Source organism: Streptococcus sp. A11 (genome assembly GCF_043674225.1).
Classification (GTDB): domain Bacteria; phylum Bacillota; class Bacilli; order Lactobacillales; family Streptococcaceae; genus Streptococcus; species Streptococcus suis_V.
In genome coordinates this window covers 33,353-60,346 of sequence record NZ_JBIMJS010000001.1, presented here as the reverse complement: position 1 = coordinate 60,346, position 26,994 = coordinate 33,353, and the positions used below count along the sequence as shown (strand labels likewise).

General features: G+C 45.3%; 26 protein-coding genes and 1 pseudogene. 18 read left to right on the top strand and 9 right to left on the bottom strand.

Annotation, left to right across the window (positions count from 1 at the left end; all coding sequences use genetic code 11):
- Positions 1-143: 143 nt before the first annotated feature.
- From ACHBIF_RS00290 to ACHBIF_RS00245, 10 genes and pseudogenes are all read left to right on the top strand, one after another.
- Positions 144-434, top strand: a pseudogene (locus ACHBIF_RS00290) (helix-turn-helix domain-containing protein); the annotation flags it as partial.
- Between the two features lie 331 nt (positions 435-765).
- Complete coding sequence (locus tag ACHBIF_RS00285) at positions 766-870, top strand: LPXTG cell wall anchor domain-containing protein (RefSeq protein ID WP_394717882.1); 105 nt, start codon at positions 766-768, stop codon at positions 868-870.
- Positions 871-1,295: 425 nt separating this feature from the next.
- A complete protein-coding gene (gene arcA, locus ACHBIF_RS00280) occupies positions 1,296-2,525 on the top strand; it encodes an arginine deiminase (protein ID WP_394717880.1) in 1,230 nt (409 codons plus the stop codon).
- Between the two features lies 1 nt (position 2,526).
- Positions 2,527-2,973 carry a GNAT family N-acetyltransferase gene (locus ACHBIF_RS00275; protein WP_394717878.1) on the top strand — a complete coding sequence of 149 codons (447 nt, stop codon included), beginning with the start codon at positions 2,527-2,529 and terminating at the stop codon, positions 2,971-2,973.
- Between the two features lie 134 nt (positions 2,974-3,107).
- Positions 3,108-4,121, top strand: a complete 1,014-nt coding sequence (argF, locus tag ACHBIF_RS00270; protein ID WP_394717876.1) for an ornithine carbamoyltransferase — start codon at positions 3,108-3,110, stop codon at positions 4,119-4,121.
- Positions 4,122-4,292: 171 nt separating this feature from the next.
- The gene (gene arcC, locus ACHBIF_RS00265) at positions 4,293-5,240 is read left to right on the top strand and encodes a carbamate kinase (RefSeq protein ID WP_394717874.1); all 948 of its coding nucleotides are present in this window, start codon (positions 4,293-4,295) and stop codon (positions 5,238-5,240) included.
- A 139-nt stretch (positions 5,241-5,379) separates the two neighbouring features.
- Positions 5,380-6,501, top strand: a complete 1,122-nt coding sequence (locus ACHBIF_RS00260) for an aminotransferase (protein ID WP_172022289.1) — start codon at positions 5,380-5,382, stop codon at positions 6,499-6,501.
- A gap of 315 nt (positions 6,502-6,816) precedes the next feature.
- On the top strand, positions 6,817-8,319 hold the full coding sequence (locus ACHBIF_RS00255; protein ID WP_394717872.1) for a YfcC family protein: 1,503 nt from the start codon (positions 6,817-6,819) through the stop codon (positions 8,317-8,319).
- Positions 8,320-8,384: 65 nt separating this feature from the next.
- Positions 8,385-9,731: a dipeptidase gene (locus tag ACHBIF_RS00250; protein ID WP_394717870.1), complete on the top strand. Its 1,347-nt coding sequence runs from the start codon at positions 8,385-8,387 to the stop codon at positions 9,729-9,731.
- Positions 9,732-9,865: 134 nt separating this feature from the next.
- Positions 9,866-11,482 (top strand): C69 family dipeptidase, encoded by a 1,617-nt coding sequence (locus ACHBIF_RS00245; protein WP_394717868.1) that lies wholly within the window; start codon positions 9,866-9,868, stop codon positions 11,480-11,482.
- 78 nt (positions 11,483-11,560) lie between these two features.
- On the opposite strand, the gene ACHBIF_RS00240 is transcribed toward ACHBIF_RS00245, so the two are convergent.
- Both ACHBIF_RS00240 and queA read right to left on the bottom strand, forming a co-directional pair.
- The gene (locus ACHBIF_RS00240) at positions 11,561-12,031 is read right to left on the bottom strand and encodes an arginine repressor (protein WP_105122813.1); all 471 of its coding nucleotides are present in this window, start codon (positions 12,029-12,031) and stop codon (positions 11,561-11,563) included.
- A 27-nt stretch (positions 12,032-12,058) separates the two neighbouring features.
- Positions 12,059-13,087 carry a tRNA preQ1(34) S-adenosylmethionine ribosyltransferase-isomerase QueA gene (queA, locus tag ACHBIF_RS00235; RefSeq protein ID WP_394717866.1) on the bottom strand — a complete coding sequence of 343 codons (1,029 nt, stop codon included), beginning with the start codon at positions 13,085-13,087 and terminating at the stop codon, positions 12,059-12,061.
- A 311-nt stretch (positions 13,088-13,398) separates the two neighbouring features.
- On the opposite strand from queA, the gene ACHBIF_RS00230 reads away from it, so the two are divergent.
- The gene (locus tag ACHBIF_RS00230; protein ID WP_394717864.1) at positions 13,399-14,103 is read left to right on the top strand and encodes a glucosamine-6-phosphate deaminase; all 705 of its coding nucleotides are present in this window, start codon (positions 13,399-13,401) and stop codon (positions 14,101-14,103) included.
- Between the two features lie 37 nt (positions 14,104-14,140).
- On the opposite strand, the gene ACHBIF_RS00225 is transcribed toward ACHBIF_RS00230, so the two are convergent.
- The 3 genes from ACHBIF_RS00225 to ACHBIF_RS00215 form a co-directional block, all read right to left on the bottom strand.
- A complete protein-coding gene (locus tag ACHBIF_RS00225; protein WP_238140731.1) occupies positions 14,141-15,094 on the bottom strand; it encodes a low temperature requirement protein A in 954 nt (317 codons plus the stop codon).
- A 5-nt stretch (positions 15,095-15,099) separates the two neighbouring features.
- Positions 15,100-15,246, bottom strand: a complete 147-nt coding sequence (locus tag ACHBIF_RS00220) for a hypothetical protein (protein WP_238140732.1) — start codon at positions 15,244-15,246, stop codon at positions 15,100-15,102.
- A 72-nt stretch (positions 15,247-15,318) separates the two neighbouring features.
- Positions 15,319-16,275, bottom strand: coding sequence for a glutathione S-transferase family protein (locus ACHBIF_RS00215; RefSeq protein ID WP_105122816.1), 957 nt, complete (start codon positions 16,273-16,275; stop codon positions 15,319-15,321).
- A 138-nt stretch (positions 16,276-16,413) separates the two neighbouring features.
- Here ACHBIF_RS00215 and ACHBIF_RS00210 point away from each other — a divergent pair, with 138 nt between their 5' ends.
- Both ACHBIF_RS00210 and ACHBIF_RS00205 read left to right on the top strand, forming a co-directional pair.
- Positions 16,414-17,130 carry a pseudouridine synthase gene (locus ACHBIF_RS00210; RefSeq protein ID WP_105110541.1) on the top strand — a complete coding sequence of 239 codons (717 nt, stop codon included), beginning with the start codon at positions 16,414-16,416 and terminating at the stop codon, positions 17,128-17,130.
- A gap of 10 nt (positions 17,131-17,140) precedes the next feature.
- Complete coding sequence (locus ACHBIF_RS00205) at positions 17,141-17,626, top strand: glutathione peroxidase (RefSeq protein WP_172067004.1); 486 nt, start codon at positions 17,141-17,143, stop codon at positions 17,624-17,626.
- Between the two features lie 22 nt (positions 17,627-17,648).
- Here the strand turns inward: ACHBIF_RS00205 and ACHBIF_RS00200 are convergent, their stop codons facing one another.
- The 3 genes from ACHBIF_RS00200 to ACHBIF_RS00190 form a co-directional block, all read right to left on the bottom strand.
- Positions 17,649-19,094 (bottom strand): UDP-N-acetylmuramoyl-L-alanyl-D-glutamate--L-lysine ligase, encoded by a 1,446-nt coding sequence (locus ACHBIF_RS00200; protein WP_394717860.1) that lies wholly within the window; start codon positions 19,092-19,094, stop codon positions 17,649-17,651.
- Positions 19,095-19,175: 81 nt separating this feature from the next.
- Positions 19,176-19,427, bottom strand: coding sequence for a hypothetical protein (locus ACHBIF_RS00195; protein WP_257104375.1), 252 nt, complete (start codon positions 19,425-19,427; stop codon positions 19,176-19,178).
- A 1-nt stretch (position 19,428) separates the two neighbouring features.
- Positions 19,429-19,692 (bottom strand): hypothetical protein, encoded by a 264-nt coding sequence (locus ACHBIF_RS00190; RefSeq protein ID WP_105122821.1) that lies wholly within the window; start codon positions 19,690-19,692, stop codon positions 19,429-19,431.
- A 206-nt stretch (positions 19,693-19,898) separates the two neighbouring features.
- Here ACHBIF_RS00190 and ACHBIF_RS00185 point away from each other — a divergent pair, with 206 nt between their 5' ends.
- Genes ACHBIF_RS00185 through ACHBIF_RS00170 form a run of 4 tightly spaced genes read left to right on the top strand, consistent with a single transcriptional unit; the run spans position 19,899 to position 23,716 of the window.
- On the top strand, positions 19,899-20,999 hold the full coding sequence (locus tag ACHBIF_RS00185; protein ID WP_394717857.1) for a cystathionine gamma-synthase: 1,101 nt from the start codon (positions 19,899-19,901) through the stop codon (positions 20,997-20,999).
- The gene (locus tag ACHBIF_RS00180) at positions 20,992-22,155 is read left to right on the top strand and encodes a MalY/PatB family protein (RefSeq protein WP_394717855.1); all 1,164 of its coding nucleotides are present in this window, start codon (positions 20,992-20,994) and stop codon (positions 22,153-22,155) included. The genes ACHBIF_RS00185 and ACHBIF_RS00180 overlap by 8 nt, the downstream gene beginning before the upstream one ends.
- A gap of 51 nt (positions 22,156-22,206) precedes the next feature.
- Positions 22,207-22,740 (top strand): sugar O-acetyltransferase, encoded by a 534-nt coding sequence (locus ACHBIF_RS00175; RefSeq protein ID WP_394718119.1) that lies wholly within the window; start codon positions 22,207-22,209, stop codon positions 22,738-22,740.
- Positions 22,741-22,789: 49 nt separating this feature from the next.
- Positions 22,790-23,716 (top strand): MalY/PatB family protein, encoded by a 927-nt coding sequence (locus ACHBIF_RS00170; protein WP_394717853.1) that lies wholly within the window; start codon positions 22,790-22,792, stop codon positions 23,714-23,716.
- A gap of 159 nt (positions 23,717-23,875) precedes the next feature.
- On the opposite strand, the gene ACHBIF_RS00165 is transcribed toward ACHBIF_RS00170, so the two are convergent.
- Positions 23,876-24,712 (bottom strand): AraC family transcriptional regulator, encoded by an 837-nt coding sequence (locus ACHBIF_RS00165; protein WP_105110532.1) that lies wholly within the window; start codon positions 24,710-24,712, stop codon positions 23,876-23,878.
- Positions 24,713-24,823: 111 nt separating this feature from the next.
- Between ACHBIF_RS00165 and ACHBIF_RS00160 the strand changes: the two genes are divergently transcribed.
- On the top strand, positions 24,824-26,992 hold the full coding sequence (locus tag ACHBIF_RS00160; protein ID WP_394717851.1) for an alpha-galactosidase: 2,169 nt from the start codon (positions 24,824-24,826) through the stop codon (positions 26,990-26,992).
- Positions 26,993-26,994: the final 2 nt, after the last annotated feature.

Here is a 26,994-nt window from a genome sequence, read left to right as displayed (position 1 = left end):
TCTAGACAAGTCCGTTGGGCTTGTCTTTTAGTTATTGTAAACTATTGCATAAAAATCCCACGTTGTAAAATGAAGTGCAAGAAAAAAGACATGTTCGTCTGATATACTAGAATTCCCCAACTCAGCATAGAAAGCAGATGAACATGTCCAACACTCATTCTACCAGAAAAACATCCTATTCTCATCTCTCAGCCACAGAACGTGGTGAAATTGCTGCTTATCTTAAAATGGGAAAGAAACCAATTGAAATCGCTCGACTTCTGGGTCGTCACCGGTCTACAATCTGTCGAGAAATCAAACGTGGTTCAGTAGATCAGGTACAGGATAAGAATGGGAAACGAACCTATTTCAGCACCTATTTCGCTGATAGTGGACAACGTGTCTATGAAACCAATCGCCGAAAGTGTTCTTATCTCAAGTTGAATGATTGCTCCGCGATGACTGTCCCTGCAGATTTAACATTACCAGTTGAAGGTGGCGATGTCCCAGTTATTCCACACGTTCCAGCTTATGTTCCGGTTGATCCAGGTACGAATGAGCCGTTGAAACCAGTAAATCCAGAAGATCCATCTAAGGGCTACATTCCACCAGTTCCAAGAAACCCAGGGAAGATACACATATTCCTTATGTACCAGTTAAGGATGATGGTCAACCAGGTGAGCCAGGCACTGATGATAAGCCAGGTGGACCAAATGGTGGCGATAACAGCCCAGGCGGTACAACCCAGGTTCCGACACTCCAGCACAACCATTTACAGCTGGACAATTGCCAAACACTGGTGAATCTTCATCAGTAGCAGGTGTTCTCGGAGCAGCAATGCTGGTTGCAGCCCTTGGCCTTGCAGGCAAACGCCGTCGTCGCGAAGACTAGGCAACAACTTCCCATCTTAGCATGGGGATCATTGAGTAGAGGCAGTCAGCCCTATCTGCTGAGGGCCTCTCCTCTTGATTATATTAAGCTTCTTATGATGTGATTGGAAACGTCCTCCCTGTTAACCAATCGCATCTGTAGGAGATAGACTCTCTTGTCAAAACTGACAGGAGAGCTTTTTTGTTACTTTTAACAAAAAAATAAATATTGATTAAATCGCTAAAATGATAGAAATATTGATTATTTGGCCGCATTTTTGCATAAAAATCTACCATGTCTCCTGAAAATGAGAAATTCCTCTCATATTGATTGCTAAAAACTTCATGATTGCATCCGCTTTCTTTGATAAAGTATAGGTGAACAGGCGAGGAAATACTTACTCAACCTTGCCACAAAGAAAAAAATATACAATAGGAGGTACTGAGATGTCTACACATCCCATTCACGTTTTTTCAGAGATTGGTAAACTGAAAAAAGTTATGTTGCACCGGCCAGGTAAGGAACTTGAAAACTTGATGCCGGACTATTTGGAGCGCTTCCTCTTCGATGATATTCCATTCTTAGAAGAAGCTCAGAAGGAGCACGATGCTTTTGCTCAAGCCCTGCGCGACGAAGGAGTAGAGGTTCTCTATCTGGAGCAATTGGCAGCGGAATCCTTGATTAGCCAAGAAGTTAAGGAACAATTCATTGATGAATACCTGAATGAAGCAAATATCCGCGGACGTGCAACCAAAAAAGCCATTCGCAAGTTGCTCTTGGCGATTGAGGGCAATCGTGAGTTGATTGAAAAGACCATGGCAGGTGTGCAGAAGTGTGAATTGCCAGCGATGCCTGAGGAAGAAACTGGTTTGACAGACTTGGTAGAATCCAGCTATCCATTTGCCATTGACCCAATGCCAAACCTTTATTTCACTCGTGACCCATTTGCGACTATTGGTAACGCGGTGTCTCTTAATCACATGTATGCGGAGACTCGTAACCGTGAAACGCTTTATGGAAAATATATTTTCACCTACCATCCTGACTATGCAGGTAAGGTGCCATTGGTTTACAATCGTGATGAAACCACTCGTATCGAGGGCGGTGACGAGCTTGTCTTGTCTAAAGACTTGTTGGCGGTTGGTATTTCTCAGCGGACAGATGCGGCTTCGATTGAAAAACTGCTCATCAATATCTTTGAACGTGGCGTTGGCTTCAAGAAAGTGATTGCCTTTGAATTTGCCAATAGCCGTAAGTTCATGCACCTGGATACGGTCTTCACCATGGTGGACTATGATAAATTTACCATCCACCCTGAGATTGAAGGAACCCTGCGTGTCTTCTCTGTGACTTATGAAAATGAAACCCTGCACATCGAAGAAGAGCATGGTGATTTAGCGGAAGTATTGGCAAGCAATCTGGGTCTTGAAAAGGTTGATTTGATTCGTTGCGGTGGCGGTGACTTGGTTGCTGCTGGTCGTGAGCAATGGAATGATGGTTCCAATACCTTGACTGTGGCACCTGGTGTGGTTGTTGTTTACAAGCGTAATACCATCACCAATGCGATTTTGGAATCCAAGGGACTTCGCTTGATTAAGGTTAGCGGTAGTGAATTGGTTCGTGGTCGTGGTGGTCCACGATGTATGTCAATGCCGTTTGAGCGGGAAGATATTTAAGATGAAGAATGAAAAACTTGTGGTCGGCTCGCAGGCCTGGGAACGGGCATGTTCCATCTATGTGCGATTCCAAGTTTTTGTCCTGGAGCGCTCGATTCATCTCGAAGATGAATTTGATAGCCATGATCAAGAAGGACGTGTCTATGCGAATCTCTTGATTGATGAAGAACCTGTCTCAACTGGTCGCTTTCTTCCAATAGGTTCAGGGAGAGCACGGTTGACACGGATTGCTACCTTGGCCAGTCATCGGGGTAAGGGCTATGCTAGAAGTATCGTCATGGCCCTGGAAGACTATGCCAGAGAGGTAGGTATTCACCACTTGGATATCCATTCGGAGCTGACGGCTAAGACCTTTTATGAGTCTTTGGGATATGTGGCCAGTTCAGAGCTTTACCAGGAAGATGGGGAATGGTGCCAGACCCTGTCAAAACGATTAGACAATGATTAGAATCTATATTCACAGCTCGGCACCTGAGCTAAGGCTAGTTTTTTACGAAATACAGTCAGTACTCCAGCAAAAAACTATCTCTTATCTACATTTACCTCACTTGTGAATACAGCTTTTTAGAAGAGGAAAGACAAATGACAAATATTTTCAAAGGAAGACATTTCCTAGCAGAAAAAAATTTTACACGCGCAGAATTGGAATGGTTGATTGATTTTGCGGCACACTTGAAGGATTTGAAACAGCGCAATATTCCACATCGTTATTTGGAAGGGAAAAATATTGCTCTCTTGTTTGAAAAAACGTCCACTCGTACCCGTGCGGCCTTTACAGTAGCTTCCATTGACCTGGGTGCTCATCCAGAATATCTGGGTGCCAACGACATTCAATTGGGCAAGAAAGAGTCAACTGAGGACACCGCAAAAGTTTTGGGCCGGATGTTTGACGGGATTGAATTCCGTGGCTTTAGCCAAAAAATGGTCGAAGAATTGGCAGAATTCTCTGGCGTACCTGTCTGGAATGGCTTGACCGATGCTTGGCATCCAACACAGATGTTGGCCGATTATTTGACCGTCAAGGAAAACTTCGGCAAGTTGGAAGGTGTAACTTTGGTTTACTGTGGCGATGGCCGCAATAACGTTGCTAATTCTCTCTTGGTGACTGGTGCTATTCTGGGTGTTAATGTGCATATTTTCTCGCCAAAAGAACTCTTCCCAGATGAAACAGTCGTGGAATTGGCGCAAGGATTTGCCAAGGAAAGTGGCGCGCGTATCCTGATTACGGATGATGCGGACGAAGCAGTTAAGGGCGCAGATGTCCTTTATACGGACGTTTGGGTGTCTATGGGTGAAGAAGCTAAGTTTGAAGAACGGGTGAAAATGCTCAAACCTTACCAAGTTAATATGGATTTGGTGAAAAAAGCTGGCAACGAAAATCTCATCTTCTTGCATTGCTTGCCTGCCTTCCACGATACCAATACCGTTTATGGCAAGGATGTGGCTGAGAAATTTGGCGTAGAAGAAATGGAAGTGACAGACGAAGTCTTCCGCAGCAAATACGCTCGTCATTTTGACCAGGCTGAAAACCGCATGCACACAATCAAAGCAGTCATGGCTGCGACCTTGGGTGATCCATTTGTGCCAAGAGTGTAATATAGAAGTATAAAATTGCTTGCTGATCAATCTCCGAGATATTGGAGGTTGAGAAGTAGGTTGATGAAATGACAGCAGCAGTGGGTGGGCTGGCTTTTGACGAGTCAGTCCTCCCTTCAAGAGAATCGTGAAAACGGTTTCCTAAATAAAAGAGAGGAGTGATCTTGTTCTATGGCAAATCGTAAAATTGTCGTGGCTTTGGGTGGAAATGCCATTCTATCATCCGATCCATCAGCCCAGGCCCAGAAGCAGGCCTTGGTTGACACAGCCAAGCACCTGGTTAAGTTGATAAAAAATGGTGATGACTTAATCATCACACACGGAAATGGTCCGCAGGTAGGCAATCTGCTGTTGCAAAATTTGGCGGCTGATTCTGAGAAAAACCCTGCCTTTCCACTGGATAGCCTGGTGGCCATGACCGAAGGCTCTATCGGCTTTTGGTTGCAAAATGCCCTGGAAAATGAGTTGGTCAAGGAAGGCATTAAGAAGGATGTCGCTTCAGTAGTGACCCAGGTCATTGTTGACAAGGCAGACCCTGCTTTTGAGAATCTGACCAAGCCAATCGGTCCCTTCTATACAGAAGAGGAAGCCAAGGCTGAAGCGGAAAAAACAGGAGCAACCTTTAAGGAAGATGCTGGTCGTGGTTGGCGCAAGGTCGTTGCCTCACCAAAACCAATTGGTATCAAGGAAATCGGCACCATCCGTACCCTCTTGGATGCAGAGGAAGTGATTATTGCTGCAGGTGGCGGTGGTATTCCGGTCATTGAGGAGGCTGATGGCACCTTGACAGGGGTAGAGGCTGTTATTGATAAGGATTTTGCCTCTCAATGTCTGGCTGAACTGGTCGATGCAGATCTCTTTATCGTCCTGACAGGTGTGGACTATGTCTATGTCAACTTTAACAAACCAAATCAAGAGAAGTTGGAGCGCGTGACGGTGGCAGAATTGGAAGAATACATCAAACAAGGCCAATTTGCACCAGGTTCTATGCTGCCTAAGGTAGAGGCGACGATTGCCTTTGTCAATCATAAGCCAAGTTCCCAAGCAATTATCACCTCTCTTGAAAATCTCGGTGCCTTGATTGAATCAGAAAGTGGCACCATCATTGTCAAAAGTTAAGCAGTAAATGAAAAGGAAGAGGGCCTAGCCAAGGGTAATTGTGAGGACTTGATTTCGGACTATGTTATAATAACAAGGATTGATTCTGGAAGTCGGACCTGCTTGTCCGAGCTTCTGGATAGAGAAGAGGGGAAGAAAGATGGACATTCAAGCCTTTGGTGTAGAAGAATGGCTCAATGAGTGGGAAACTCAAGCCAAATATGATATTGCAGGTAGTTCGATTGCTTCAATGACCTTGGAAGAGGTCTTGGCTTTGGGAGATGGCCAGGCGGTGATGGGGGATTTATTGCAAGCCAAGATGAACTACGGCTGGATAGAAGGTTCACCTGCCTTTAAGGAAGAAGTTGCCAAGTTATACGAGACAGTCAGTGTCGACTCGATTCTCCAGACCAATGGAGCGACAGGGGCCAACCACTTGGCCATCTACGCCTTGATCCAGCCAGGAGATCATGTGATTTCTCTCTATCCGTCCTACCAACAGTTGTATGATATTCCTCGTTCTTTTGGGGCGGAGGTAGACTTGTGGCGGATTGATGAGAAGCGTGATTGGTTGCCTGACTTGGAGGACTTGAAGTCCCTCCTTCGGCCAAATACCAAGATGATTTGTATCAATAATGCCAACAATCCGACGGGGTCTGTTATGACCAGGGATTTTTTGGAGAAAGTGGTTGAACTGGCTCGGAGTGTGGGTGCCTATATCTTGTCAGATGAGGTCTATCAACCCTTGGAAGAAGGGATGGATGTGCCTGCCATCGTTGATTTGTACGAAAAGGGCATTTCGACCAATAGCCTGTCTAAGACCTATTCCATTCCTGGGATTCGGGTCGGTTGGGTGGCAGCCAACAAGGAATTGTCGGATTTGTTTCGCAAATATCGAGATTACACCATGATTTGTGCTGGTGTGATTGATGATGCCTTGGCAACTCATGTATTGAAAAATAAGGCAGCCATCCTGGAGCGCAATCGCCGTCTGGTAGAAGGCAATCTGCGGATTCTCCAGGATTGGGTAGAACATGAGCCCCATGTGCAACTGGTCTTCCCAAAACAGGTATCAACTTCCTTTATTCGATTGGATATTCCAGAAGATACGGAGAGTTTCTGCCTCCGTCTCTTGCAGGAGGAGGGGGTCTTGCTGGTACCGGGCAATCGCTTTGATATGCCGGGCTATGCGCGACTGGGCTATTGTACCCATCGGTCTATTCTCCAAGAAGGCTTAAAGCGCCTGTCTGCCTTCCTGCGTCAGTTTGACGACCTGGATTAACTTTATTCATTTACTTGCTCAAACCTCTTTTGATAAAAGGCTTGGCGATTAGCTTGGAAATCTATTTTCTAAGTCTAAGATTGTACCAGCCTGTGTATTTGTATGTAGGAATCTGTATTCACAGAGCAGTGCATTTGGCTATGACTGGTTATCTGTCAATCATCCTAGTTTTTTCAGAATATCTTGTATTCTTGAAGAAATTATCTTGATAAGAAAAACTTTCTGGTCTAAATGTTCCTTGCTTGTGAATAGAGCTTCTAAGTGTTTTTCCTGTGAAAAACAATCATGTAAAAATATATTAGGAGGTTTTTTGCCATGAGCGAAAAAGTAAAAAAAGGCTTTAAAATGCCTTCATCTTACACTATACTCATGCTCATTATTGCCGCGATGGCAGTGATGACCTGGATTATTCCTGCGGGTCAATATCAGGTTGATGATGCGGGAAACTTTATCACAGGCACCTATGAAGCTGTGGACTCAAATCCGCAGGGTATCTGGGATGTCTTTATGGCTCCGGTTCGGGCTATGCTGGGCCACGGAGCAACATCAGCTGCCATTGATGTCTCCTTCTTCATCTTGATGGTTGGGGCTTTCCTGGGAGTTGTGAATGAAACTGGAGCGCTGGACGTAGGGATTGCCTCTATCGTGAAGCGCTTCAAGGGCCATGAAAAATGGTTGATTTACATCCTTATGTTCCTCTTTGCCCTGGGTGGTTCGACCTATGGTATGGGCGAGGAAACCATGGCCTTCTTCCCTCTGTTAATTCCGGTTATGATGGCGGTTGGCTATGATAGTCTGACTGGTGTTGCCATTATCCTCTTGGGTTCACAGATTGGCTGTTTGGCTTCAACGGTCAACCCATTTGCGACTGGTGTGGCATCAGCGGCAGCAGGGGTTTCCATCGCAGATGGTATGATCTGGCGGATTGTATTTTTCATCGTTATCCTCGGTTTAGGCATGTTCTTTGTGGCATCTTATGCGGAAAAAGTGAAAAAGGATCCTACCAAATCACTGGTCTACAACCAGCGTGAAGCAGACATGGAGCATTTCAATGTTAATGCCGACCGTGAGGTCAATAATACCTTGACACCTGCCCAAAAACGCGTGCTGATCCTCTTCTTCCTAACCTTTGTCTTCATGATTTTGAGTTTCATTCCTTGGGAAGACTTGGGCGTGAATTTCTTTACAGATATCAAAGAATGGCTGATTTCCATTCCAGTTCTTGGTCAAATTGTGGGGATTACGACCTATCCATTTGGATGGTGGTACTTCCCAGAAGGTGCTATGCTCTTTGGTGTAGCCGGTGTTATGATTGGTGTTGTCTACGGAATGGAAGAAGAACGCCTGGTCAAATCCTTCTTGAATGGTGCAGCCGACCTGCTCAGCGTTGCCTTGATTTGTGCGGTGGCGCGTGGTATCCAGGTCATTATGAACGATGGTATGATTACAGCTACCATCCTCAACTGGGGTGAAGTTGGTCTGCAAGGCCTATCTCCTCAAGTCTTTATCATCCTGACCTATCTCTTCTATCTGCCAATGTCCTTCTTGATTCCATCAACTTCAGGTTTGGCAGGAGCTTCTATGGGTATCATGGCTCCTTTGGGCGAATTTGTCAATGTGCCTGCTAGCTTGATTATCACAGCCTTCCAGGCAGCGTCTGGTGTCCTTAACCTGGTAGCACCGACATCTGGTATTGTAATGGGTGCCCTGGCTCTAGGACGTATCGAAATTGGTATCTGGTACAAATACGTTGGTAAATTGATTGCCGCTATCATTGTGGCTTCCATCCTCATTCTGGCAGTAGCAACCTTCTTTTAGACTAGGCAATATAGCCAACTACCCATGAATGTTTTCCGACTATCGGATAGAATGGAGGTATTGAGGTGACAAGGAATTTTATCAGAGAGGAAGACAAGCAGGCTTGTCTAGCGGCCATTCAAGATTTGGTCGCCTTCCCCTCTATTTTACAAGAACATCAAACCAAGACACCATTTGGTCAACCGATTCAGGATGCCTTAGAATTTACCCTGGACTTCTGTCGTCAGCTAGGCTTTTCAACCTATCTGGACCCGGCAGGTTATTACGGCTATGCTGAGGTGGGGCAGGGTCAGGAACTTTTAGCCATTCTCTGTCATTTGGATGTGGTGCCGGCTGGTGACCTGACCAAGTGGAAGACGCCCCCTTTTGAGGCTGTGATAAAGGACGGTCTCATGATTGGGCGGGGGGTGCAGGATGACAAGGGACCATCCATGGCTGCGCTCTTTGCGGTCAAGGCCCTGATGGATGCTGGTGTGACCTTTACCAAACGTGTGCGTTTTATCTTCGGAACGGATGAGGAAACGCTCTGGCGTTGTCTCCATCGCTACAATCAGCTGGAAGAAGAGGCTACAATGGGCTTTGCACCGGATTCATCCTTCCCGCTAACCTATGCTGAAAAGGGGCTCTTGCAGGCCAAACTCCATGGTCCAGGTCAGGGAGATTTGCACCTGGAGGCTGGGACGGCCTACAATGTCGTACCGGCTAAGGCTTGCTATTCTGGCCATCTCCTGGCCAGCGTTATTGCTGAGTTGAAGCAATTGGGCTTTGATTATGAAATGGATGACGACAGGGTTGTCGTACTCGGTCTGTCCAAACACGCCAAGGATGCGGCCCAGGGTGTCAATGCCATTGTGCGCTTGGCCAAGGCTCTGGATAAGTTTGAGCAGCACCCAGCTTTGGACTTCATTGCTAATACGATTGGGGAGGACGCGACGGCTCAGGGCTTATTTGGAGATGTAAGTGATGAGCCGTCTGGTGCTCTGAGTTTCAATATTGCGGGCCTGACCATCGATTCCCACCGGTCTGAAATTCGTCTGGATATTCGCATTCCAGTCCTGGCAGATAAGGACCAGCTGGTGGAGACTCTGTCTGTTAAGGCAGCAGCTTTGGGTTTGACCTATGAGGAATTTGACTATCTCCCATCCCTTTATGTCCCTCTGGACAGCCAGCTAGTGACTACGCTGATGGCTGTTTATCAGGAAAAAACAGGTGATTTAGACAGTCAGCCCATCTCATCTGGAGGAGCAACCTTCGCTCGGACCATGCCAAATTGTGTGGCCTTTGGGGCTTGCTTCCCATCAACGCCACAAACTGAGCATCAAGAAAATGAACGAATGCCCCTGGGAGACTTGTATAAGACCATGGAAATATATGCTGAGGCGGTCTATCGTCTAGCAGGTTCTGATCAATAGAAGTTGGAAAGTTATCGGCTTCTAGTAGCTGATTGGAATTCCACTTCCAAATTGTGTTCTTATCAAAACCTGTGTCTGCTGGCTCTATGTGGATACAGGTTATTTTTTGCACTGATTTCAGAATGGAGGAAGTCATGAAGAAAAAGTTATCGGCTATACTGTTGCTTTTGTGCAGTAGTCTATGGATTGGTCAGCCAATCGTGTCAGCCTGCACGGGTTTTGTCATCGGTAAGGACCTGACCACAGATGGTTCCTGGCTTTATGGACGGACAGAAGACCTGGAACCAAATCACAATAAGACCTTCCGCGTGTATCCACGGACGGAAAATGAGCAAGGGGCCAAGTGGGAAGACCAGTCTAATGGTTTTACCTATCCTTTGCCAGCAGTATCTCACAAATACACAGCGGTACCCGATGTTACTCCGGAGTATGGTGTCTACGACGAGGCTGGTTTTAATGAACATGGCCTGTCAATTTCAGCGACCGTTTCTGCAACGGCAAATGATGACATTCTAAAATTGGATCCCTATGTAGAAGATGGATTGGCAGAATCTTCCATGACCAGTATTGTTCTCCAATATGCTAAAACGGCCCGTGAAGCTGTAGACCTGGTCGCAAAAATTGTGACTGAAAAGGGCTCAGCAGAAGGGAATATTGTCCTCTTTGCGGACAAGGAAGGCATCTGGTATATGGAAATCTTGTCTGGTCACCAGTATGTAGCTATCAAATTCCCAGCAGATAAGTTTGCTGTCTTTCCAAATACCTTCTATCTAGGTCATATTGATTTTTCGGATAAGGAGGGCGTGATTACTTCTGACAATGTCAAAGGTTTGGCGGAAGAAGCGGGTACCTACAAGGAAGTGGACGGTCAGTTTCATATTGCCCAATCCTACAATCCACCGCTATCAGACGCCAACCGTTCGCGGTCATTTTCAGGCATCAAGTCATTGGACCCGGATTCCAAGGTGACCTACGAAGATGATTACTATGAATTATTGCACACGACGGATAAAAAATTGGGCTTGGAAGATGCCATGGCCCTGCAGCGAAACCGTTTTGAAGGCTTGGATTTGAAACCTCTGGACCAAATGGAATTGGACGGTAAGGGCAAGCCTGAGAATAAGAATGCTATCGATGGCTATGCCTATCCGATTTCTAATGAAAATGTCATGGAGGCCCATATCTTCCAGCTCAAGGATGAATTGCCTGTAGAAGTCGGTGGCGGAGTGATGTGGTTAGCCATGGGAAGTCCGCGCAATGCACCTTATCTACCGTATTTTGGTAATATCATAGACACCTATAAGGCCTATCAGGACACCAGCACAGAATACAGTGCGGATTCTTGGTACTGGGTTATTTCTCATATCAACGATATGGTAGCTCAATATCCAGATGAATTTGGTACGGAAGTCATTGACCAAGTCAAGAGTCTGGAAGCGGACTGGATCAAGGAACAGGATGTATTGAACCAGGAAATCATTTCCCTAGTAGCTGAAAATCCTGAAGAGGCAAGCAAGCACGCCACTGAAACCAGTATCAAGCGGGCGGAAACAACCTTTGCCCGTCTGAAAGAGATTGAGAAGGACTTGGAGGCGCGTGTCGCTACTCTAGAAGTAGAAGCAGCGCCTGAGAAAAAAGAAGAGACCAGTGAGGAAAAATCATCTTCCATGAATGTCCTTCCTTACGCCCTACTGGGCCTTGCTGCAGTTGCCAGCGCAGTTTATTTGTTCAAAAAGAAAAATACAAAATAATCTATTTTGAACTAGTCTGAAATAGGTATTTTAATAAAAGAAACTCCTAGCTCACTTGGAACTAGGAGTTTTTGTCACTTACTTGGAAAAGAAGAAGGGTGGCGTGTAGTGCTTGAGCTCTTCAAAGCAGGCCAGCGCTGCTTCCTCGTCCTGACAGATAATCAGGCAAACATCGTCTCCGCAGACGGTTGCAATGATTTCAGGAATTTCCATGGCATCTAGGATAGAGCCAAAGGTTCCGGCCAGACCAGGTAGGGTCTTCAGAACCACCTGGTGTTGCACGGGTTTCAAAACGACTAGAGCGTCCTCCATATAGAGGCGGAGCCGCTTTTCCCACCGAGATGGCGCTATCGGATTGATGATATAGTGGGCGGAGTTTGCTTCATTGACCTTAACAAGATTGAGCTGTTTGATATCGCGCGACAGGGTGGACTGGGTGACCGTCACACCGTTGGTCTCTAGCAAATCTTGTAACTCCTGCTGGGTGTGGATTTTCTTTTCCAGGACCAGGGAGAGGATGAGTTGGTGCCGACTTTCAATCTTATTCATTGCAAACTCCTTTATACAGTGCAATCCTTATTGGATAAACATGGCATCGCCAAAACTGAAGAAGCGGTATTGGTGGTCTACGGCGTGTTTATAAGCTTCCAAGACAAATTCCCGGCCGGCAAAGGCAGATACCAGCATGACCAGGGTTGATTTGGGTAGGTGGAAGTTGGTAGAAAAGGCATCGACAATGCGGAACTGGTAGCCGGGCTTAATGAAAATATTGGTCCAGCCAGAGTCAGCTTCCAGTCGGCCGTCAAATTTATTGCCGATGGTTTCAAGGGTGCGAATCGAGGTGGTGCCGACAGCGACAATGCGTCCGCCAGCAGCCTTGACCTGGTTGAGTATTGTTGCAGCCTCGGCCGTCAAGGTATAGAATTCTGAGTGCATCTCATGCTCATCCAGATTATCAGCTGATACTGGTCTAAAGGTTCCCAATCCCACATGGAGGGTCAGATAGACTAGCTTGACACCCTTGGCCTCGATTTTTTGGAGCAATTCTTCTGTGAAATGGAGACCAGCTGTCGGTGCCGCCGCGGAGCCATTTTCCTTGGCATAGACGGTCTGGTAGCGGTCGCGGTCTTCTAGGGTCTCATGGATATAGGGCGGAAGTGGCATTTCTCCCAGGCTTTCTAAGACTTCTAGGAAAATGCCCTCGTAGGCAAATTCGACGATGCGACCACCATGTTCCAATTCCTGGGTCACTGTGGCGGTCAATCTGCCGTCTCCAAAGGCGACAGTAGTACCGACCTTGAGCCGCTTAGCTGGCTTAGCAAGAACTTCCCACTGGTCCCCCTGGGTATTTTTCAGGAGCAAAAATTCCACATGACCACCAGTCTCAGGCTTAAAGCCGTGGAGACGGGCCGGTAGGACACGGGTATTGTTCATAACCAGGGCATCTCCTGGATTGAGCTGGTCGATGATGTGGTCAAAATGGCTGTCCACCATGGTCTGTTTTTCCCTATCCAGGATGAGCAGGCGGGAGCTGTCCCGTTTTTCAAGAGGAACTTGAGCAATCAGCTCCTCAGGCAATTCAAAATCAAAATCTGTTGTTTTCATATCAACTCCTTACAAAAAAATAGCGTATAAAAAGTAGGCCAGAACTAAAAATGGTGATGCAATCAATAGTCCACCAATCCCATAGAGAATACGCTTGAGCAGGACTTGATTTTTCACAAAATACCCAATCAGACAGAGGATATTTCCCAGAAAAAATAGAATGAGTAAATCTTTTAACATACCTTCATTATAGCATTTTTAGGGGGAATAGGCTAGCAGGATGGGAATTGTAAGCAAGATGACTTGACAAAAATTGGTATATACCATATAATAAAATTAGGAAAACGGTCTATACCAACAAGGAGGTTACCATGAAAGTTCATGTAGTTGAAAATCAAGCAGAAGGCGCAGATTTGGCCTTCAATTTATTAAAAGAAAAATTAGCCGGCGGTGCCAAGGTCCTCGGTTTGGCAACAGGTTCCAGTCCTCTGGAATTTTACAAACTCATCCGCGAGAGCGACCTGGACTTTTCTGACCTGATCTCGGTCAATCTGGACGAATATGTCGGGCTAGGCGAGGAAAGTAATCAGTCCTATATCTATTTTATGAAGGAGCAACTCTTCAATAGCAAACCCTTCAAGCAGTCCTACCTGCCAAATGGATTGGCTGAGGATGCGGCAGCTGAAACAGCCCGCTACAATCAAATTTTGGCAGACAAACCCATCGATTTTCAAATCCTGGGTATCGGTCGCAACGGCCACATCGGCTTCAATGAACCAGGGGCGCCCTTTGACGGTCAGACTCACTTGGTTGATTTGGCTCCTTCGACCATCGAGGCCAACAGTCGCTTCTTTGAGACCATTGAGGAAGTGCCAAAACAGGCTATTTCCATGGGGATTGCTAACATCATGGCGGCAAAAACCATTGTCCTCATGGCCTATGGACCTGAAAAAGCCGACGCCATCAAGGCAACAGTGGAAGGGCCAGTGACCACAGATGTCCCTGCCAGCGTCCTTCAGAACCACGAGGATGTAGTCCTCATCGTGGACCAGGCAGCAGCCAGTAAATTAGCATAACAGACAAAACCGACTACCATTTTTGGCAGTCGGTTTTTTAGGATTCAAGGTCAGCTTCTACACGATTGCGGTGGCGGAAAGAGATGACGAGCATCATAAATGAACTAGCAACCAGTATAGCGGCAATCAAGGTTAGATAGTGGTGGAAGGCTATCAGAAGAATGATGGTGCTGAATACCAGAATGGCATATTGAAGCCAAACCATTTTATTCAGTCGATAAAGGTCTTGGTTGTAGCGACTGGTCATTAGGATTCCTAGATAGTAGAGGAAGTAACCAATGAGTAGGAAAGGCAAACCCAAACTAGCGTGCTCACCCGGTAAAACCTCCACAGCAACTGTAAAAAAGTTGAGGCCTAAAACCAGTACCATATGGGCATAGAGTAAGGTGGCTACATTTGTCTTTTGATGGTGATTGATATTGAGATAGGTTTGCGAAATGTAAAACATAAAGGAGAAAGCCATTGCCAAGAAGAAGAGAACACTAGTGAGCAGATGCGTCTGAATCGGATAATTCTTCAAAATCGCAATGACCGTTTCACCAAAGGTAATAATGGTAATCAACTGACACCGTTCAACGATGTGAGGAAAGTTCATAGCATCGTGACTGAGTTTGTCCTTGAAGAAATAGGAAATAATATACGGGAGATATAAAAGCAAGAGGCTCTTTTCATCATAGGTCCAGAAATTAAAGTAAATAGCTACCGAAGTCAAGAAAAATACCAGCACATAAATCCCAAATATATAGAGACTATTTTTTATATCTGCCGTAAAACCGATTTTCCGACCACGAAGGTAGTACTGCAAGCAAAGTATCGAATATGACAGGGTCAAAAAGATGGTAAATGGTAGGGCGGTCGCTTCAAAATCATGGCTAAAGGTTAGAGACAGTTGTCCCACCACAAACATGGACGCAATAATCGTGTTAATATCCAACAAATCCCGTTCACCATATTTGTTGAGGTAAATCGTCTCATTAATCCACAAGGTCATAATAATCAGGTTGGCAGTGATAAAAGTAGAATTTCCCTGAGACCGATATGGTCACCGTGCAAGAGTCCAGTCAGTGAAGAAGTGGCCAGGACAAAGACCAAATCATAAAATAATTCATAGTTGGATACGCGTTTTGCGATAATTTCAGACATGTCAATCTCCTTTTAAAAAAATCTGAACTATTATACCATACGAAAAGGGAGGATATCATCTCCCTTTATATCTTATAGTGTCCAGTCCAAATCAGGTCCGACAGGGACAATGCCTGTTGGATTGATGGTCTTGTGGCTACCGTAATAGTGCTGTTTGATATGGTTAAAGTCAACCGTTTCTGCGATACCAGCATGGTTGTAAATCCGCTTGGTATAATCCCACAAGTTTGGATAGTCCACCAAGGCCTTGATATTGCATTTGAAATGTCCAAAGTATACAGGGTCAAATCGCACCAAGGTGGTAAAGAGACGCAGGTCAGCCTCGGTTAATTGATTGCCAACTAGATAGTCCTTATCTACTAAATGTTCTTCCAATTTCTCCAAGGCAGCAAAGAGATTTTTGACTTCTTTTTCATAGACTGCTTGATTGGTTGAAAAGCCTGCCTTGTAAACGCCGTTGTTGATGTTTGGATAGACAAAGTCATTCATGGCATCAATCTCAGCCTGCAAGTCTGCTGGATAATAATCATCATGATTGCCCGTAATGTCATTGAAGGCAGTATTGAACATCCGCATAATCTCAGCAGACTCATTGCTGACGATGGTGTTGGATATTTTATCCCAAAGAACAGGCACTGTCACACGGCCAGTGTAATGCAGATCAGCCTTCAAATAGACCTGATAGAGATAGTCGCTGTTAAAGAGGGGATCCTTGATAACACCAGGTCCATCTTCAAAGGTCCAGCCATTTTCTAACATGAGTGGATGAACGACAGACAGGGAAATATGGTCTTCCAAGCCCTTCAATTTACGCATAATCAAGGTCCGACTAGCCCAAGGACAAGCCAGAGAAATATAGAGGTGGTAGCGACCAGACTCAGCCTTGAAACCAGCTTTTCCTGTCGGACCAGCCTGACCATCAGGTGTAATCCAGTTGCGAAATTGTGTGACTGTACGAACAAACTTGCCACCTGTAGACTTGGTATCATACCACTGATCTACCCATTTGCCATCTTGTAAAAGTCCCATGAATTTTCTCCCTTACTGAAAAAATGGGAAATCCAATAGGATGATTGGATTCCCTTTGTAAAAAAATATATCACTAACTAGTATTATAAACCTTTTTCAAAAAGAGTCAAGCTATATGATTTGTGATACAATAGTCCCATGAGATTAGACAAATGTATGGAGGCGGCTCAGATTGGCTCCCGCAAGCAGGTAAAAAAACTTTTCAAAGCCCAGCGGATTTGCATTGACGGACAGGTCGCAACCAGCCTAAGCCAAATTGTGGACCCAGGTCTACAGAACATTGAAGTTGTAGGCCAGAGGGTTGAACTGGAAGGCAGTCGTTATTATCTGCTTCATAAGCCTGCGGGTGTGGTTTCTGCCGTGTCCGACAAGGAGCACCAGACCGTTATTGACCTGTTTGAGCCTGAGGATCGGGCGACTGGGCTATATCCAGTGGGGCGTTTGGATAGGGACACGGAAGGCCTGGTCCTCATCACCAACAATGGACCTCTAGGCTTTCGGATGCTCCATCCCAAGCACCATGTGGACAAGACCTATTATGTAGAGGTCAATGGCCCGCTTAGCCAGGATGCGCCCACTTTCTTTGCCTCAGGCGTAACCTTTTTGGACGGCACACGCTGCCAGCCCTGTCAGCTGACGGTTGATTTTTCTTCTTTGGAACATAGCAGAGCGACCATCCAGCTGTCCGAAGGCAAGTTTCATCAGGTCAAGAAAATGTTTTTAGCCTATGGAGTCAAGGTGACTTATCTGCGACGGATCAGTTTTGGCGGCTTCGCTTTAGGAGATTTACCTCTGGGTCAATACAGAACCTTAACCCAAACAGAAATCCAACATTTACTGACCTATTTCGATTGAGGAGAAAAGTATGAATCTATACGATTTTTCAGTGAAGAAAATGGACGGCAGCCAGCAAGACCTGTCTGATTTTGCTGGTCAAGTCTTGCTGGTAGTCAATACGGCACCGGGATGTGGTCTGGCACCCCAGTATAAGGAATTGCAGGAATTGTACGAAAGCTACAAAGATGAAGGATTTGTGGTTCTGGATTTTCCCTGCAATCAGTTTGCTAATCAAGCTAGTGGAACGGACCGAGAAATTCACCAAGCCTGTAGTCTAAATTTTGGTACGACCTTCCCTCGTTTCGCAAAAATCAAGGTTAATGGTCCCGAGGCGGATCCGCTCTATCAATGGCTGAAAAAAGAAAAATCCAGCCTTTTGGGCAGGAGCATTGAATGGAATTTTACCAAATTTTTGATTGACAGACAGGGGCGGGTTGTTAAGCGCTATCTGCCGACAACTCCACCTAGCAAGTTGAAAAAGGACATCGAAAAATTGCTGAAAATAAGAGCCTAGGTCTTTCCCGGGCTCTTATTATTTATAGATATTTCCGTGCAACTTCCAAGTCGCCGTCGTAAGGAGCATGCTCTCCATTGACAATCTGGTAGGCATCGGCGCCTTTCCCTGCGATAATGACCGCATCTTGACCACCAGTCGTTTGGCTCATGGCTTTTGCAATGGCTTCTTCACGGTCCAAGATAAAGTCGCTGGGTCTAGTCATGTAGGAACGAATTTCTGCGGCAATGGCAGCAGGATCTTCTCGGTTAGGGTCGTCTGCTGTCAAGATGACTTCAATCTGCGGATAGTTGTTGAGGAGGAGACCGAAGTCCTTGCGGCGGCTTTCTCCCTTGTTACCAGGAGCTCCTAAAATTAAGATAACCTTGCCAGTCTGGTGTTCCAAGACGACATCGATTAACTTTTTCACGCTATCGCCGTTGTGGGCGTAGTCCACGAATACCTTGGCCCCGTTCTGCTGGGTCAGGACTTCCATGCGGCCAGGGACATTGGTTTGGGCAATCCCTGTGTGAATATCTTCCAGACTTGCACCCAAGCGGAGACAGGCCAGTCCAGCTGCGATGGCATTTTCCTGGTTGAAGCCTCCGATCAGCTGGATGTCGTAGTGGCCAGCCAATTTGCCAGTCGCTGTGAAGTCAAAACCTGCTGACTGACTAATCTGGTTTTCAGAAGTCGGCCCATAAAAGTCATGGTCTTTGGAGCTGACTTGGTCTTTCACCACCTCAAAATGGTCCATTCCAGCATTGACAATAACCGCTCTGCTATTGTCCATCAAAAGCCGCTTGTGGTAGAAATAGTCCTCAAAGGTCGGGTGCTCAATGGGGCCGATGTGGTCAGGGCTGATGTTGAGGAAGACGCCGACATCAAAGGTCAGCCCGTAAACTCGCTTGACCAAGTAAGCCTGGCTAGACACCTCCATAATCAAGTGGGTCATGCCGTTTTGGACCGCCTCCGCCATCATGGCAAAGAGGTCCAGGCTTTCAGGCGTGGTCAGGGTGGACTTGAAGAAAGTCTTGCCGTCCAGCGTGGTGTTCATGGTCGAAAGCATGGCAGGTTTGTGGCTCTGTTTAAGAATGTTAAAAGCAAAATAAGCCGCCGTTGTCTTACCTTTGGTACCGGTGAAGGCCAGGAGTTTGAGCTGTTTCTGGGGATGACCATAAAAATTCATAGCAATCAGGCTCATAGCCTGCTTGATGTCATGGACGATGATAGCAGGAATGCCAACCTCATAGTCGATTTCAGACACGTAAAAAGCCAGCCCAGCCTCGATAGCCTTTTCCAGAAATTCCTTCTTAAAGGCCAAACCCTTGGCAAAAAAGAGGGTCGTTGGGCTAACAGTGCGGCTGTCATAGCTGAGAGCGTCAAACTGGACATCCGTCCAAGTGCTATCAATCTGATTATTTTGTTTGATCTGGCGGAAGTTGTTATCCGCTTTTAAGATGTCTACTACACGTTCAATTTTTATCATGTTTCTATTGTAAACCTATCGAGGATATTTGACAAGTCAGGACAAGAAAACCCTCTCGGAAATACACGAGAGGGCAAGTAACTAGGCAATGAATTCTAACCAGAATCCCAAGAAGACGATTCCGACACAAAGATAAATCAGCCAATCCTTTTTCAGATTGCCCTTCTTGGAAAAGAAGGATTGGTAGAGAGTGAAAGGAATCAAAATCGGTTGTAAGTATATCCACCAGTTATATTCATTGTCCAAAATAGCTCCCAAACTATATAGTATCAAGCAAATGGCCATGTAAAAATCCAGACTGCGGTAAAACTGATTGTTAAACTGTTTGAACATCTTAGTAGCCCCTATATATCACGATAGCACCAAGCCACAGAAGTAGCAAGGCAATGACAAGCCAAATGGTTCTGGTTTTCGAAAAGCGATGCTTGGGCTTGAAAAAGGCCCGATAAGCATGAATGAGCAGAGTCAGAGATAAAAACAGATTTAAAGGCAGGTACTGACTTTCCGGGTAACTAAGCCAGATATGTCCAATCTGAATCATCCAGAAAATCAACCAATAAAACTCCGAATAGCGATAAAAATCTTTTTGGAATGTCATAGGAACCTCCTTTGAAAGCTCTTTCACAAGTATAGTATATCAATTCTTAAGGATGTTGTCCAGGATTTTTATGCAAATGTTCACGGGGTTTTATAGCTAAAAACTATAAGAAAGCTCTAGTTTTTCCTATAGGAAATCTTCGGTTTCTTTCCCAAAAATAAGCCAATTTCTGCTAGACTAGTAGATATAGAAACGAGGTAGAGAAGATGACAGAATTAAAAATAGATACGATTTTGGCCCGGACGGGCATAAATAGTGACGAGAAGTCGGGAGCCCTCATATCGCCTATCCATCTTTCGACTACCTACCAGCATCCGGAGTTCGGCCAGTCCACAGGTTTTGATTATACCCGCACCAAAAATCCGACCCGTGCTAGTTTGGAAAAAACTCTGGCAGCGATTGAGAAGGCGGACTATGCCCTGGTGACCAGCTCAGGAATGGCGGCTCTGGTTTTGCTTTTCAACGGCTTTCCAGTCGGCAGTAGAATTGTGGCAGCGCGTGATCTCTACGGTGGTTCTTTCCGCTGGTTTAACGAGCAGGAGAGTCTGGGGCGTTTCAGCTTTACCTATGCCAATAGCGAGGAGGATCTACTAGCGGCCATTGACGACCATACCGACTACGTTTTCCTTGAGACACCGACCAACCCGCTCATGGTGGAATTTGACATTGCTAAGGTTTCGGCTGTCGCCCATGCCAAAGGTGCCAAGGTCATTGTCGATAATACCTTTTACAGTCCGATTTATCAAAATCCTCTGACGCTGGGTGCTGACGTGGTCCTGCATTCTGCGACCAAGTATCTGTCTGGTCACAATGATGTCTTGGCTGGAGTTCTCATGACCAATGACCAGGCTATTTACGACAAGCTCTTCTATGACCAAAATACGACTGGTCCAACCCTGTCGCCGCTGGATGCCTACCTGCTCATGCGTGGTCTCAAAACCCTGTCGATCCGCATGGAACGTGCGACTCAGAATGCTCAGAAGATTGTGGCTTATTTGGAGAATAGCCCAGCAGTTAAGCAGGTTTACTATACCGGCAAGGGTGGCATGATTTCTGTTAAGGTTGCAGATGAGGCGACCATTCCCCACATTCTCAACAGCCTTGAGATTTTTACCTTTGCGGAAAGTTTGGGTGGGGTGGAAAGTTTGATTACCTATCCAGAGACCCAGACCCATGCTGATATTCCAGCAGAAACCCGTCATTCCTATGGTCTGACAGACGATTTACTCCGTCTATCTATTGGAATTGAGGATGCGGATGATTTGATTGCTGATTTGAAACAAGCCTTGGAGGGATCATATGACTAGCTATGATTTTACCAGCCGGCCCAACCGATTGGGCCAACATGCAGAAAAATGGCGTAAGGTGGAAGAGGATGCAGACCTCTTGCCACTGTGGATTGCGGACATGGATTTTGAGCCTTTACCAGAGATCCGCCAAGCTATCCGTGACTATGCTGGCCAGCACATTTTTGGCTATCCCTATGCCAGCGAGGGGCTTTATCAGTCCATTATTGATTGGGAAAGAAACCAGCATGGCTACGAGATTGAGCGCGATAGCATTCTCTTGGTCGAAGGAGTTGTACCAGCTTTGACCATTGCCGTTCAGGCCTTTACCAAGGAAGGGGACGCAGTCCTCATCAATACACCTGCCTATCCTCCCTTTGCGCGGACTATCAAGCTCAACAACCGCCACTTGGTGACTAATTCTCTTGTCAAGTCAGACGGAATTTTTACCATTGACTTGAAAAAATTAGAAAAAGACATCCTCGAAAATGAGGTCAAGATTTATATTTTTTGTAATCCACACAACCCCGGTGGCCGTGTGTGGACCAAGGAAGAAGTGGCTGCTGTTGGCCAGCTCTGCCAGAAACATGGCGTCCTTCTGGTTTCAGATGAAATCCACCAGGATTTAGCCCTCTTTGGCAATCAGCACCAGTCCTTCAATACAGTTGATGACCGATTCAAGGAATTTTCGATTGTCCTATCGTCTGCGACTAAGACTTTCAATATTGCAGGCACCAAAAATAGCTTTGCCATTATTGAAAATCCAGAACTGCGGAAGATTTTTGCCAAACGTCAATTGGCTAATAGCCAGCATGAAATTCCTGCTATCGGCTTGATTACCACCGAAACAGCCTTCCGTTACGGAGCCGATTGGTTGGCAGAATTGAAAAAAGTCATCGAAACAAATGTTGATTTTACAGTGGATTATCTGGAAACCCGTACCAAGATTCAGGTCATGAAACCACAGGGGACTTATTTAATCTGGCTAGATTTTTCAGCTTACGGCCTGAGTCAGGCTGACCTTATGGAACAATTAGAAAAAGAGGCTAAAGTCCTCCTAAATGACGGTCTGGTCTTCGGCAGCGACGGTAAGCAGCATGTACGATTAAATGCCGCAGCACCTTTTGATACCATAAAAGAAGCCAGTGAGCGGATTGCAAGGGTTTTTGGAAAGTGAGGCTAGTTTAGCTTGAACGATAAAAGAGAAGAAAAAACAGAAAAAGAAAAGATGCTGGCGGGGCAGATGTACAATGCAGCAGATAGTGAATTGGTAGCCTTGCGGCAGCAGGCCAGAGTTTACCGCCAGGCCTTTAATGCTGCAGAGTTGGACAGCTTCAAACGAACAGAAATTGCCAAGCAGTGGCTGGGAACAACGGGAGAGCGGATTTACATTGAAGCACCCCTGACCTTGGACTATGGTTGCAATATCCACGTCGGAGAAGATTTTTATGCCAATTTCAACTGGACTGTTTTGGATACTTGCCCTGTGACCATCGGAAAGAATGCTATGTTGGGACCAAATGTTCAGTTTTACACAGCCCTTCATCCGCTCAAGGCAGAGGAACGCATTGCTGGACCTGAATATGGAGCACCGATTGAGATTGGTGATAATGTCTGGATTGGTGGGGGTGCTATTATCTTGGCTGGCGTGATCTTGGGTGACAACGTCGTGGTCGGAGCGGGTTCTGTCGTGACCAAATCTTTCGGAGACAATGTCGTACTGGCTGGCAATCCGGCCCGTGTTATTAAGACCATTGACTAGATAAAAAGTATTTTCAACTACAGTGATGACCTTCTTCTAAAGTGAAAAAATGATTTCTATCTGGTTTTGGCAAGCCCTTGTTTTGGTAGAAGGTGTAGTTCCGGCTCTATCCATCGCAGTTCAAGTTTTTACAGCTGAGGGGGATGCAATTATGAGCAATACGCCAGTATATCCCCTTTTTGCCCGTACTATTCAACTCAATCATAGACGGTTGATTAGTCAGCCTCTTCGTGTAGAAAATGACCAATTTACTCTTGATTTTCAGGCTTTGGAGCAAAAGATTGTTGAAGAGGGTGTCAAACTCTACATCTTCTGCAATCCCCACAATCCAGGTGGCAGAGTTTGGAGTCATCAGGAACTACAAGAGCTCGGTGCTATCTGTCAGAAGCATGGAGTCATCTTAGTCTCTGATGAAATCCATCAGGACCTAACCCTTTTTGGACATGAGCACCATTCCTTCAATACGGTTTCCTCTAACCATAAGGAATTTTCGGTCATTTTGTCTTCTGCAACCAAGACATTTAATATAGCGGGAACAAAAAACAGCTTTGCTATTATTGAAAATCCTCAGTTGCGTAAAGCTTTTACCAAGAGACAATTGGCCAATAACCAACATGAAATCCCTAGCCTAGGCTTGATTACCACGGAAGTTGCCTACCGACACGGAAAACCTTGGTTGGCCGCCTTAAAACCAGTTTTGGAAGAAAATATCTTGTTGGTCCAAGAAGAATTGAGTAAAAATACACTCATAAAGGTCCTTAAGCCACAAGGAACCTACTTGATTTGGCTGGATTTTTCAGCCTATGAACTTAGTCATCAAGAGCTAGCAGAGAAATTGTTGGAAGAAGCACAACTGCATTTGAATGATGGATTGACCTTTGGAAAAGAAGGTGAAAAGCATTTCCGATTGAACGCAGCAACACCACAATTTGTCATCAAGGAAGCCTGCCGACGACTGGTGGAAGTGTTTGGGTAACTAAGAAATATAGAAAAAATTCAATGAAGTCCGAGCATTTTCTGGCCAAACAAATAATAACAGAAATATTTTTGGTGTGAATGCCAGTTTAGTCCATGAATGAAAATTTGTTTTTCAATTTTCCAGATTGCAATAAAAATAGAAAAAGGAAGAGCTAGGCTATTCCTTTTTTTGTTGTTTTCGATAGTCAGTAGGACTCATGTGAAAGTAATTCTTAAAGGCTGTGCTGAAAGTCAGGGGGTCATAGTAGCCGACAGAATTAGCAATCTCCGTAATGGTTCGTTCGGGATCTTCTAAGAGTTGGCAGCTTCGATTCATTTTTACCTGAAGAATGTAGTCTTTGATGGCGTAGCCAGTTTCCTGTTTGAAAATTTTATAGAGATAACTTCGACTTAGAGCGAGCTGATCTGCAATTTCTGTCACCTTAATCGGTAGAGCGTAGTGACTGTGAATCAGCTTAATAGCATGGTGAACATAGCTTTTGGCAAGAGTACCGGCCTCTTTCAGTTGTTGATTGGGAAATTCTGCAACAAGGTAGGCAAGTAATTGATGAAGATGGCCGACCAGGATGTGCTCTGCCACCATTGGTAAGGGGTGTTTGTCTGTTTTGGTAATGTCTATCATTTTTTGTAAAATGGGGGACTGGAGGCTGGAATGCAGATAAAATTTTTCCAATAAGCGACTATGTTCAAGAATTGACTCAGCTTTTGACCCGCTAAAACCAACCCAAATATAAGTCCAAGGGTCTTGTCCATCTGCTTGGTAGAAGATGGCCTTGTTTTTAGGGAGGATAAACAAGTCGCCCGCAGCCAATTCAGTCGTTTCTCCGAGAATGCTAATTTTCCCCTTGCCCTCAGTGATAAAATGGAGGACATAATTATCTCGAATGGTTGGGCCAAAAGAATAGTTTTTATCACATTGTTCCGCACCGTAATGGTCGATATTTAGGTCAAAGTTATGGCTGTCTAGTTCATTGTAGCTATTTAGAATGTTCATAAGCTCTTCTCCTTAGGAAACATTATACCATATTCTAACAACAAAACCCTATTTTGTAAAACGCTTACATTTGTTAGAATAATTCATGTAATACAGATAGGAGCTGACAGTATGATTCAATACATAGAAGAACATGGCCTATTTCACATGAAAACAAGAGAATTTTCCTACGTGATAGAGGTGCTAGAAACAGGCGATCTAGTTCATCGTTATTTTGGGAAAAAAATCGAAAAATTTAGCGATGGAAACAAAATAACATATTTGGACCGAGCCTTCTCGCCTAGTCCAATTACTGGAAATCGGACCTACTCACTGGACACCTTGTCCTTGGAATATTCCAGCAATGGGCTAGGAGACTTTCGGACAGCCTCTATTGATGTGCGAAATGAAATCGGCATTGCCTTGGATTTGAAGTACAAGCAACACCGGATTTATCAAGGCAAGCCCTTGCTAGATGGTTTACCAGCTAGCTTTGCTTCTGAAGAGGAAGTGGAGAGTTTAGAAATTGACCTCTATGATGCTGTAGCAGATGTGACAGTGACCTTGCAGTATGCGGTTTTCGAAGAAAGTAACTATCTTGCACGCTCGGCTCGTATCCAAGTAGGTCGCTATCCCTCTAAGTTGGAAAAAGCCTTGTCCTTCACCTTGGATATGCCCCATAAGGACTTTGTCATCCATAGTTTGACAGGTCGCTATGCTTATGAAAAAGAGTGGACGAAAACGCCGATTACGAGTGGTACCTACTCTATTGGAAGCATTCGAGGGGCTTCAAGTCACTCGCGGACTCCATTCTTAGCCTTGGCGGCTCCAACTGCTACAGAAGATAATGGCGAAGTTTATACCGCCCAACTAGTCTATAGTGGAAACTTCACTGGTTTTGTGGAGACAACTGCTTTGGAAACAGTCCGTTGGGGCATGGGAATCAATGATACTAGCTTCAGCTGGAATTTGGCTTCCGGAGAAAGTTTTCAGACACCTGAGGTCCTCCTGTCCTTTACGGATAAAGGTTTTACAGGTATGACTCAGGATAGTCATGACTTCATCAAAAAACACTTGATTCGTTCTCAATTTGTCAATCAAGAACGACCGATTCTCATCAATAACTGGGAAGGAACCTACTTTGATTTTACAGAAGAGAAGATTCTTTCCATGGCCAGATTGGCCAGTCAGGCAGGCATTGAGTTATTTGTGCTTGATGATGGCTGGTTTGGAAAACGGAACAATGACGAGTCTTCCTTGGGAGATTGGATTGTCAACACAGACAAACTTCCGAATGGTTTAGCAGGTCTAGCAGATTCGATTCGGGCCTTAGGGATGAAATTTGGTCTTTGGTTTGAGCCAGAGATGATTTCCATAGATAGTGACCTCTATAGGCAACATCCAGATTGGGCTATTCATATTGATGGACGCGCACCAATTTACAGTCGAGAGCAGTTGGTAATGGATTTGTCCAAACCAGAAGTTTGTGACTACATTATCCAAGCTGTATCCGATGTACTGAAATCTGCCAAAATCGATTATGTCAAGTGGGATATGAATCGTAATATCACCAGTATGTCTCAAGAATTCGCTAACGCTGATTCTTACGAATTCCATCATCGCTATATGTTGGGGCTCTACCGAGTATTAGAAACTCTGACCAGTCGCTTCCCAGATATTCTCTTTGAATCCTGTTCAGGAGGTGGCGGTCGAAATGACTTGGGGCTGCTTTACTATATGCCACAGGCTTGGGCTAGTGACAATACAGACGCGATTGGACGCCTCTCAATTCAGGAAGGTACGGCCTTGCTCTACCCAACCTCTTCAATGGGTGCCCATGTATCAGCAGTTCCTAACCATCAAGTCGGTCGAATTACATCCTTGAAAACCCGAGGAAATGTGGCTATGATGGGCGGAGCCTTTGGTTACGAGTTAGATGTTACCCAACTGTCACCGGAAGAATTAGCAACTCTTACTGAACAGGTTGAAACCTTTAAGCAGATTCGCTCAACAGTCCAGTTTGGTGACCTCTATCGTTTGAAAAAAACGGCAAATACCTGGGCAGCCAACTATGTTGATGCAGATAAGAGTCAGGCTGTTTTGACTTTCGTAAAAATACTAGCTCAACCAGAAGCTCCTCTGTTGCAGGTAAGATTGAAGGGGCTAGACCCAGAAGCTTGTTATTACTGTCCACAGTTGGAAACAAGTTTCTATGGAGATGAGCTCATGAACATCGGCTTAACCATGCCCCATGTTCAAGAAGATTATTTTAGTGTACAATATATATTTAAGAAAATCTAGGA

Bases quoted from the DNA above. Each gene is read 5' to 3' on its own strand.
- arcA (WP_394717880.1), top strand. From the start codon at position 1,296: ATGTCTACACATCCCATTCACGTTTTTTCAGAGATTGGTAAACTGAAA.
- ACHBIF_RS00275 (WP_394717878.1), top strand. From the start codon at position 2,527: ATGAAGAATGAAAAACTTGTGGTCGGCTCGCAGGCCTGGGAACGGGCA.
- argF (WP_394717876.1), top strand. From the start codon at position 3,108: ATGACAAATATTTTCAAAGGAAGACATTTCCTAGCAGAAAAAAATTTT.
- arcC (WP_394717874.1), top strand. From the start codon at position 4,293: ATGGCAAATCGTAAAATTGTCGTGGCTTTGGGTGGAAATGCCATTCTA.
- ACHBIF_RS00260 (WP_172022289.1), top strand. From the start codon at position 5,380: ATGGACATTCAAGCCTTTGGTGTAGAAGAATGGCTCAATGAGTGGGAA.
- ACHBIF_RS00255 (WP_394717872.1), top strand. From the start codon at position 6,817: ATGAGCGAAAAAGTAAAAAAAGGCTTTAAAATGCCTTCATCTTACACT.
- ACHBIF_RS00245 (WP_394717868.1), top strand. From the start codon at position 9,866: ATGAAGAAAAAGTTATCGGCTATACTGTTGCTTTTGTGCAGTAGTCTA.
- ACHBIF_RS00240 (WP_105122813.1), bottom strand. From the start codon at position 12,031: ATGAATAAGATTGAAAGTCGGCACCAACTCATCCTCTCCCTGGTCCTG.
- queA (WP_394717866.1), bottom strand. From the start codon at position 13,087: ATGAAAACAACAGATTTTGATTTTGAATTGCCTGAGGAGCTGATTGCT.
- ACHBIF_RS00230 (WP_394717864.1), top strand. From the start codon at position 13,399: ATGAAAGTTCATGTAGTTGAAAATCAAGCAGAAGGCGCAGATTTGGCC.
- ACHBIF_RS00225 (WP_238140731.1), bottom strand. From the start codon at position 15,094: ATGACCTTGTGGATTAATGAGACGATTTACCTCAACAAATATGGTGAA.
- ACHBIF_RS00220 (WP_238140732.1), bottom strand. From the start codon at position 15,246: ATGTCTGAAATTATCGCAAAACGCGTATCCAACTATGAATTATTTTAT.
- ACHBIF_RS00215 (WP_105122816.1), bottom strand. From the start codon at position 16,275: ATGGGACTTTTACAAGATGGCAAATGGGTAGATCAGTGGTATGATACC.
- ACHBIF_RS00210 (WP_105110541.1), top strand. From the start codon at position 16,414: ATGAGATTAGACAAATGTATGGAGGCGGCTCAGATTGGCTCCCGCAAG.
- ACHBIF_RS00205 (WP_172067004.1), top strand. From the start codon at position 17,141: ATGAATCTATACGATTTTTCAGTGAAGAAAATGGACGGCAGCCAGCAA.
- ACHBIF_RS00200 (WP_394717860.1), bottom strand. From the start codon at position 19,094: ATGATAAAAATTGAACGTGTAGTAGACATCTTAAAAGCGGATAACAAC.
- ACHBIF_RS00195 (WP_257104375.1), bottom strand. From the start codon at position 19,427: ATGTTCAAACAGTTTAACAATCAGTTTTACCGCAGTCTGGATTTTTAC.
- ACHBIF_RS00190 (WP_105122821.1), bottom strand. From the start codon at position 19,692: ATGACATTCCAAAAAGATTTTTATCGCTATTCGGAGTTTTATTGGTTG.
- ACHBIF_RS00185 (WP_394717857.1), top strand. From the start codon at position 19,899: ATGACAGAATTAAAAATAGATACGATTTTGGCCCGGACGGGCATAAAT.
- ACHBIF_RS00180 (WP_394717855.1), top strand. From the start codon at position 20,992: ATGACTAGCTATGATTTTACCAGCCGGCCCAACCGATTGGGCCAACAT.
- ACHBIF_RS00175 (WP_394718119.1), top strand. From the start codon at position 22,207: ATGCTGGCGGGGCAGATGTACAATGCAGCAGATAGTGAATTGGTAGCC.
- ACHBIF_RS00170 (WP_394717853.1), top strand. From the start codon at position 22,790: ATGATTTCTATCTGGTTTTGGCAAGCCCTTGTTTTGGTAGAAGGTGTA.
- ACHBIF_RS00165 (WP_105110532.1), bottom strand. From the start codon at position 24,712: ATGAACATTCTAAATAGCTACAATGAACTAGACAGCCATAACTTTGAC.
- ACHBIF_RS00160 (WP_394717851.1), top strand. From the start codon at position 24,824: ATGATTCAATACATAGAAGAACATGGCCTATTTCACATGAAAACAAGA.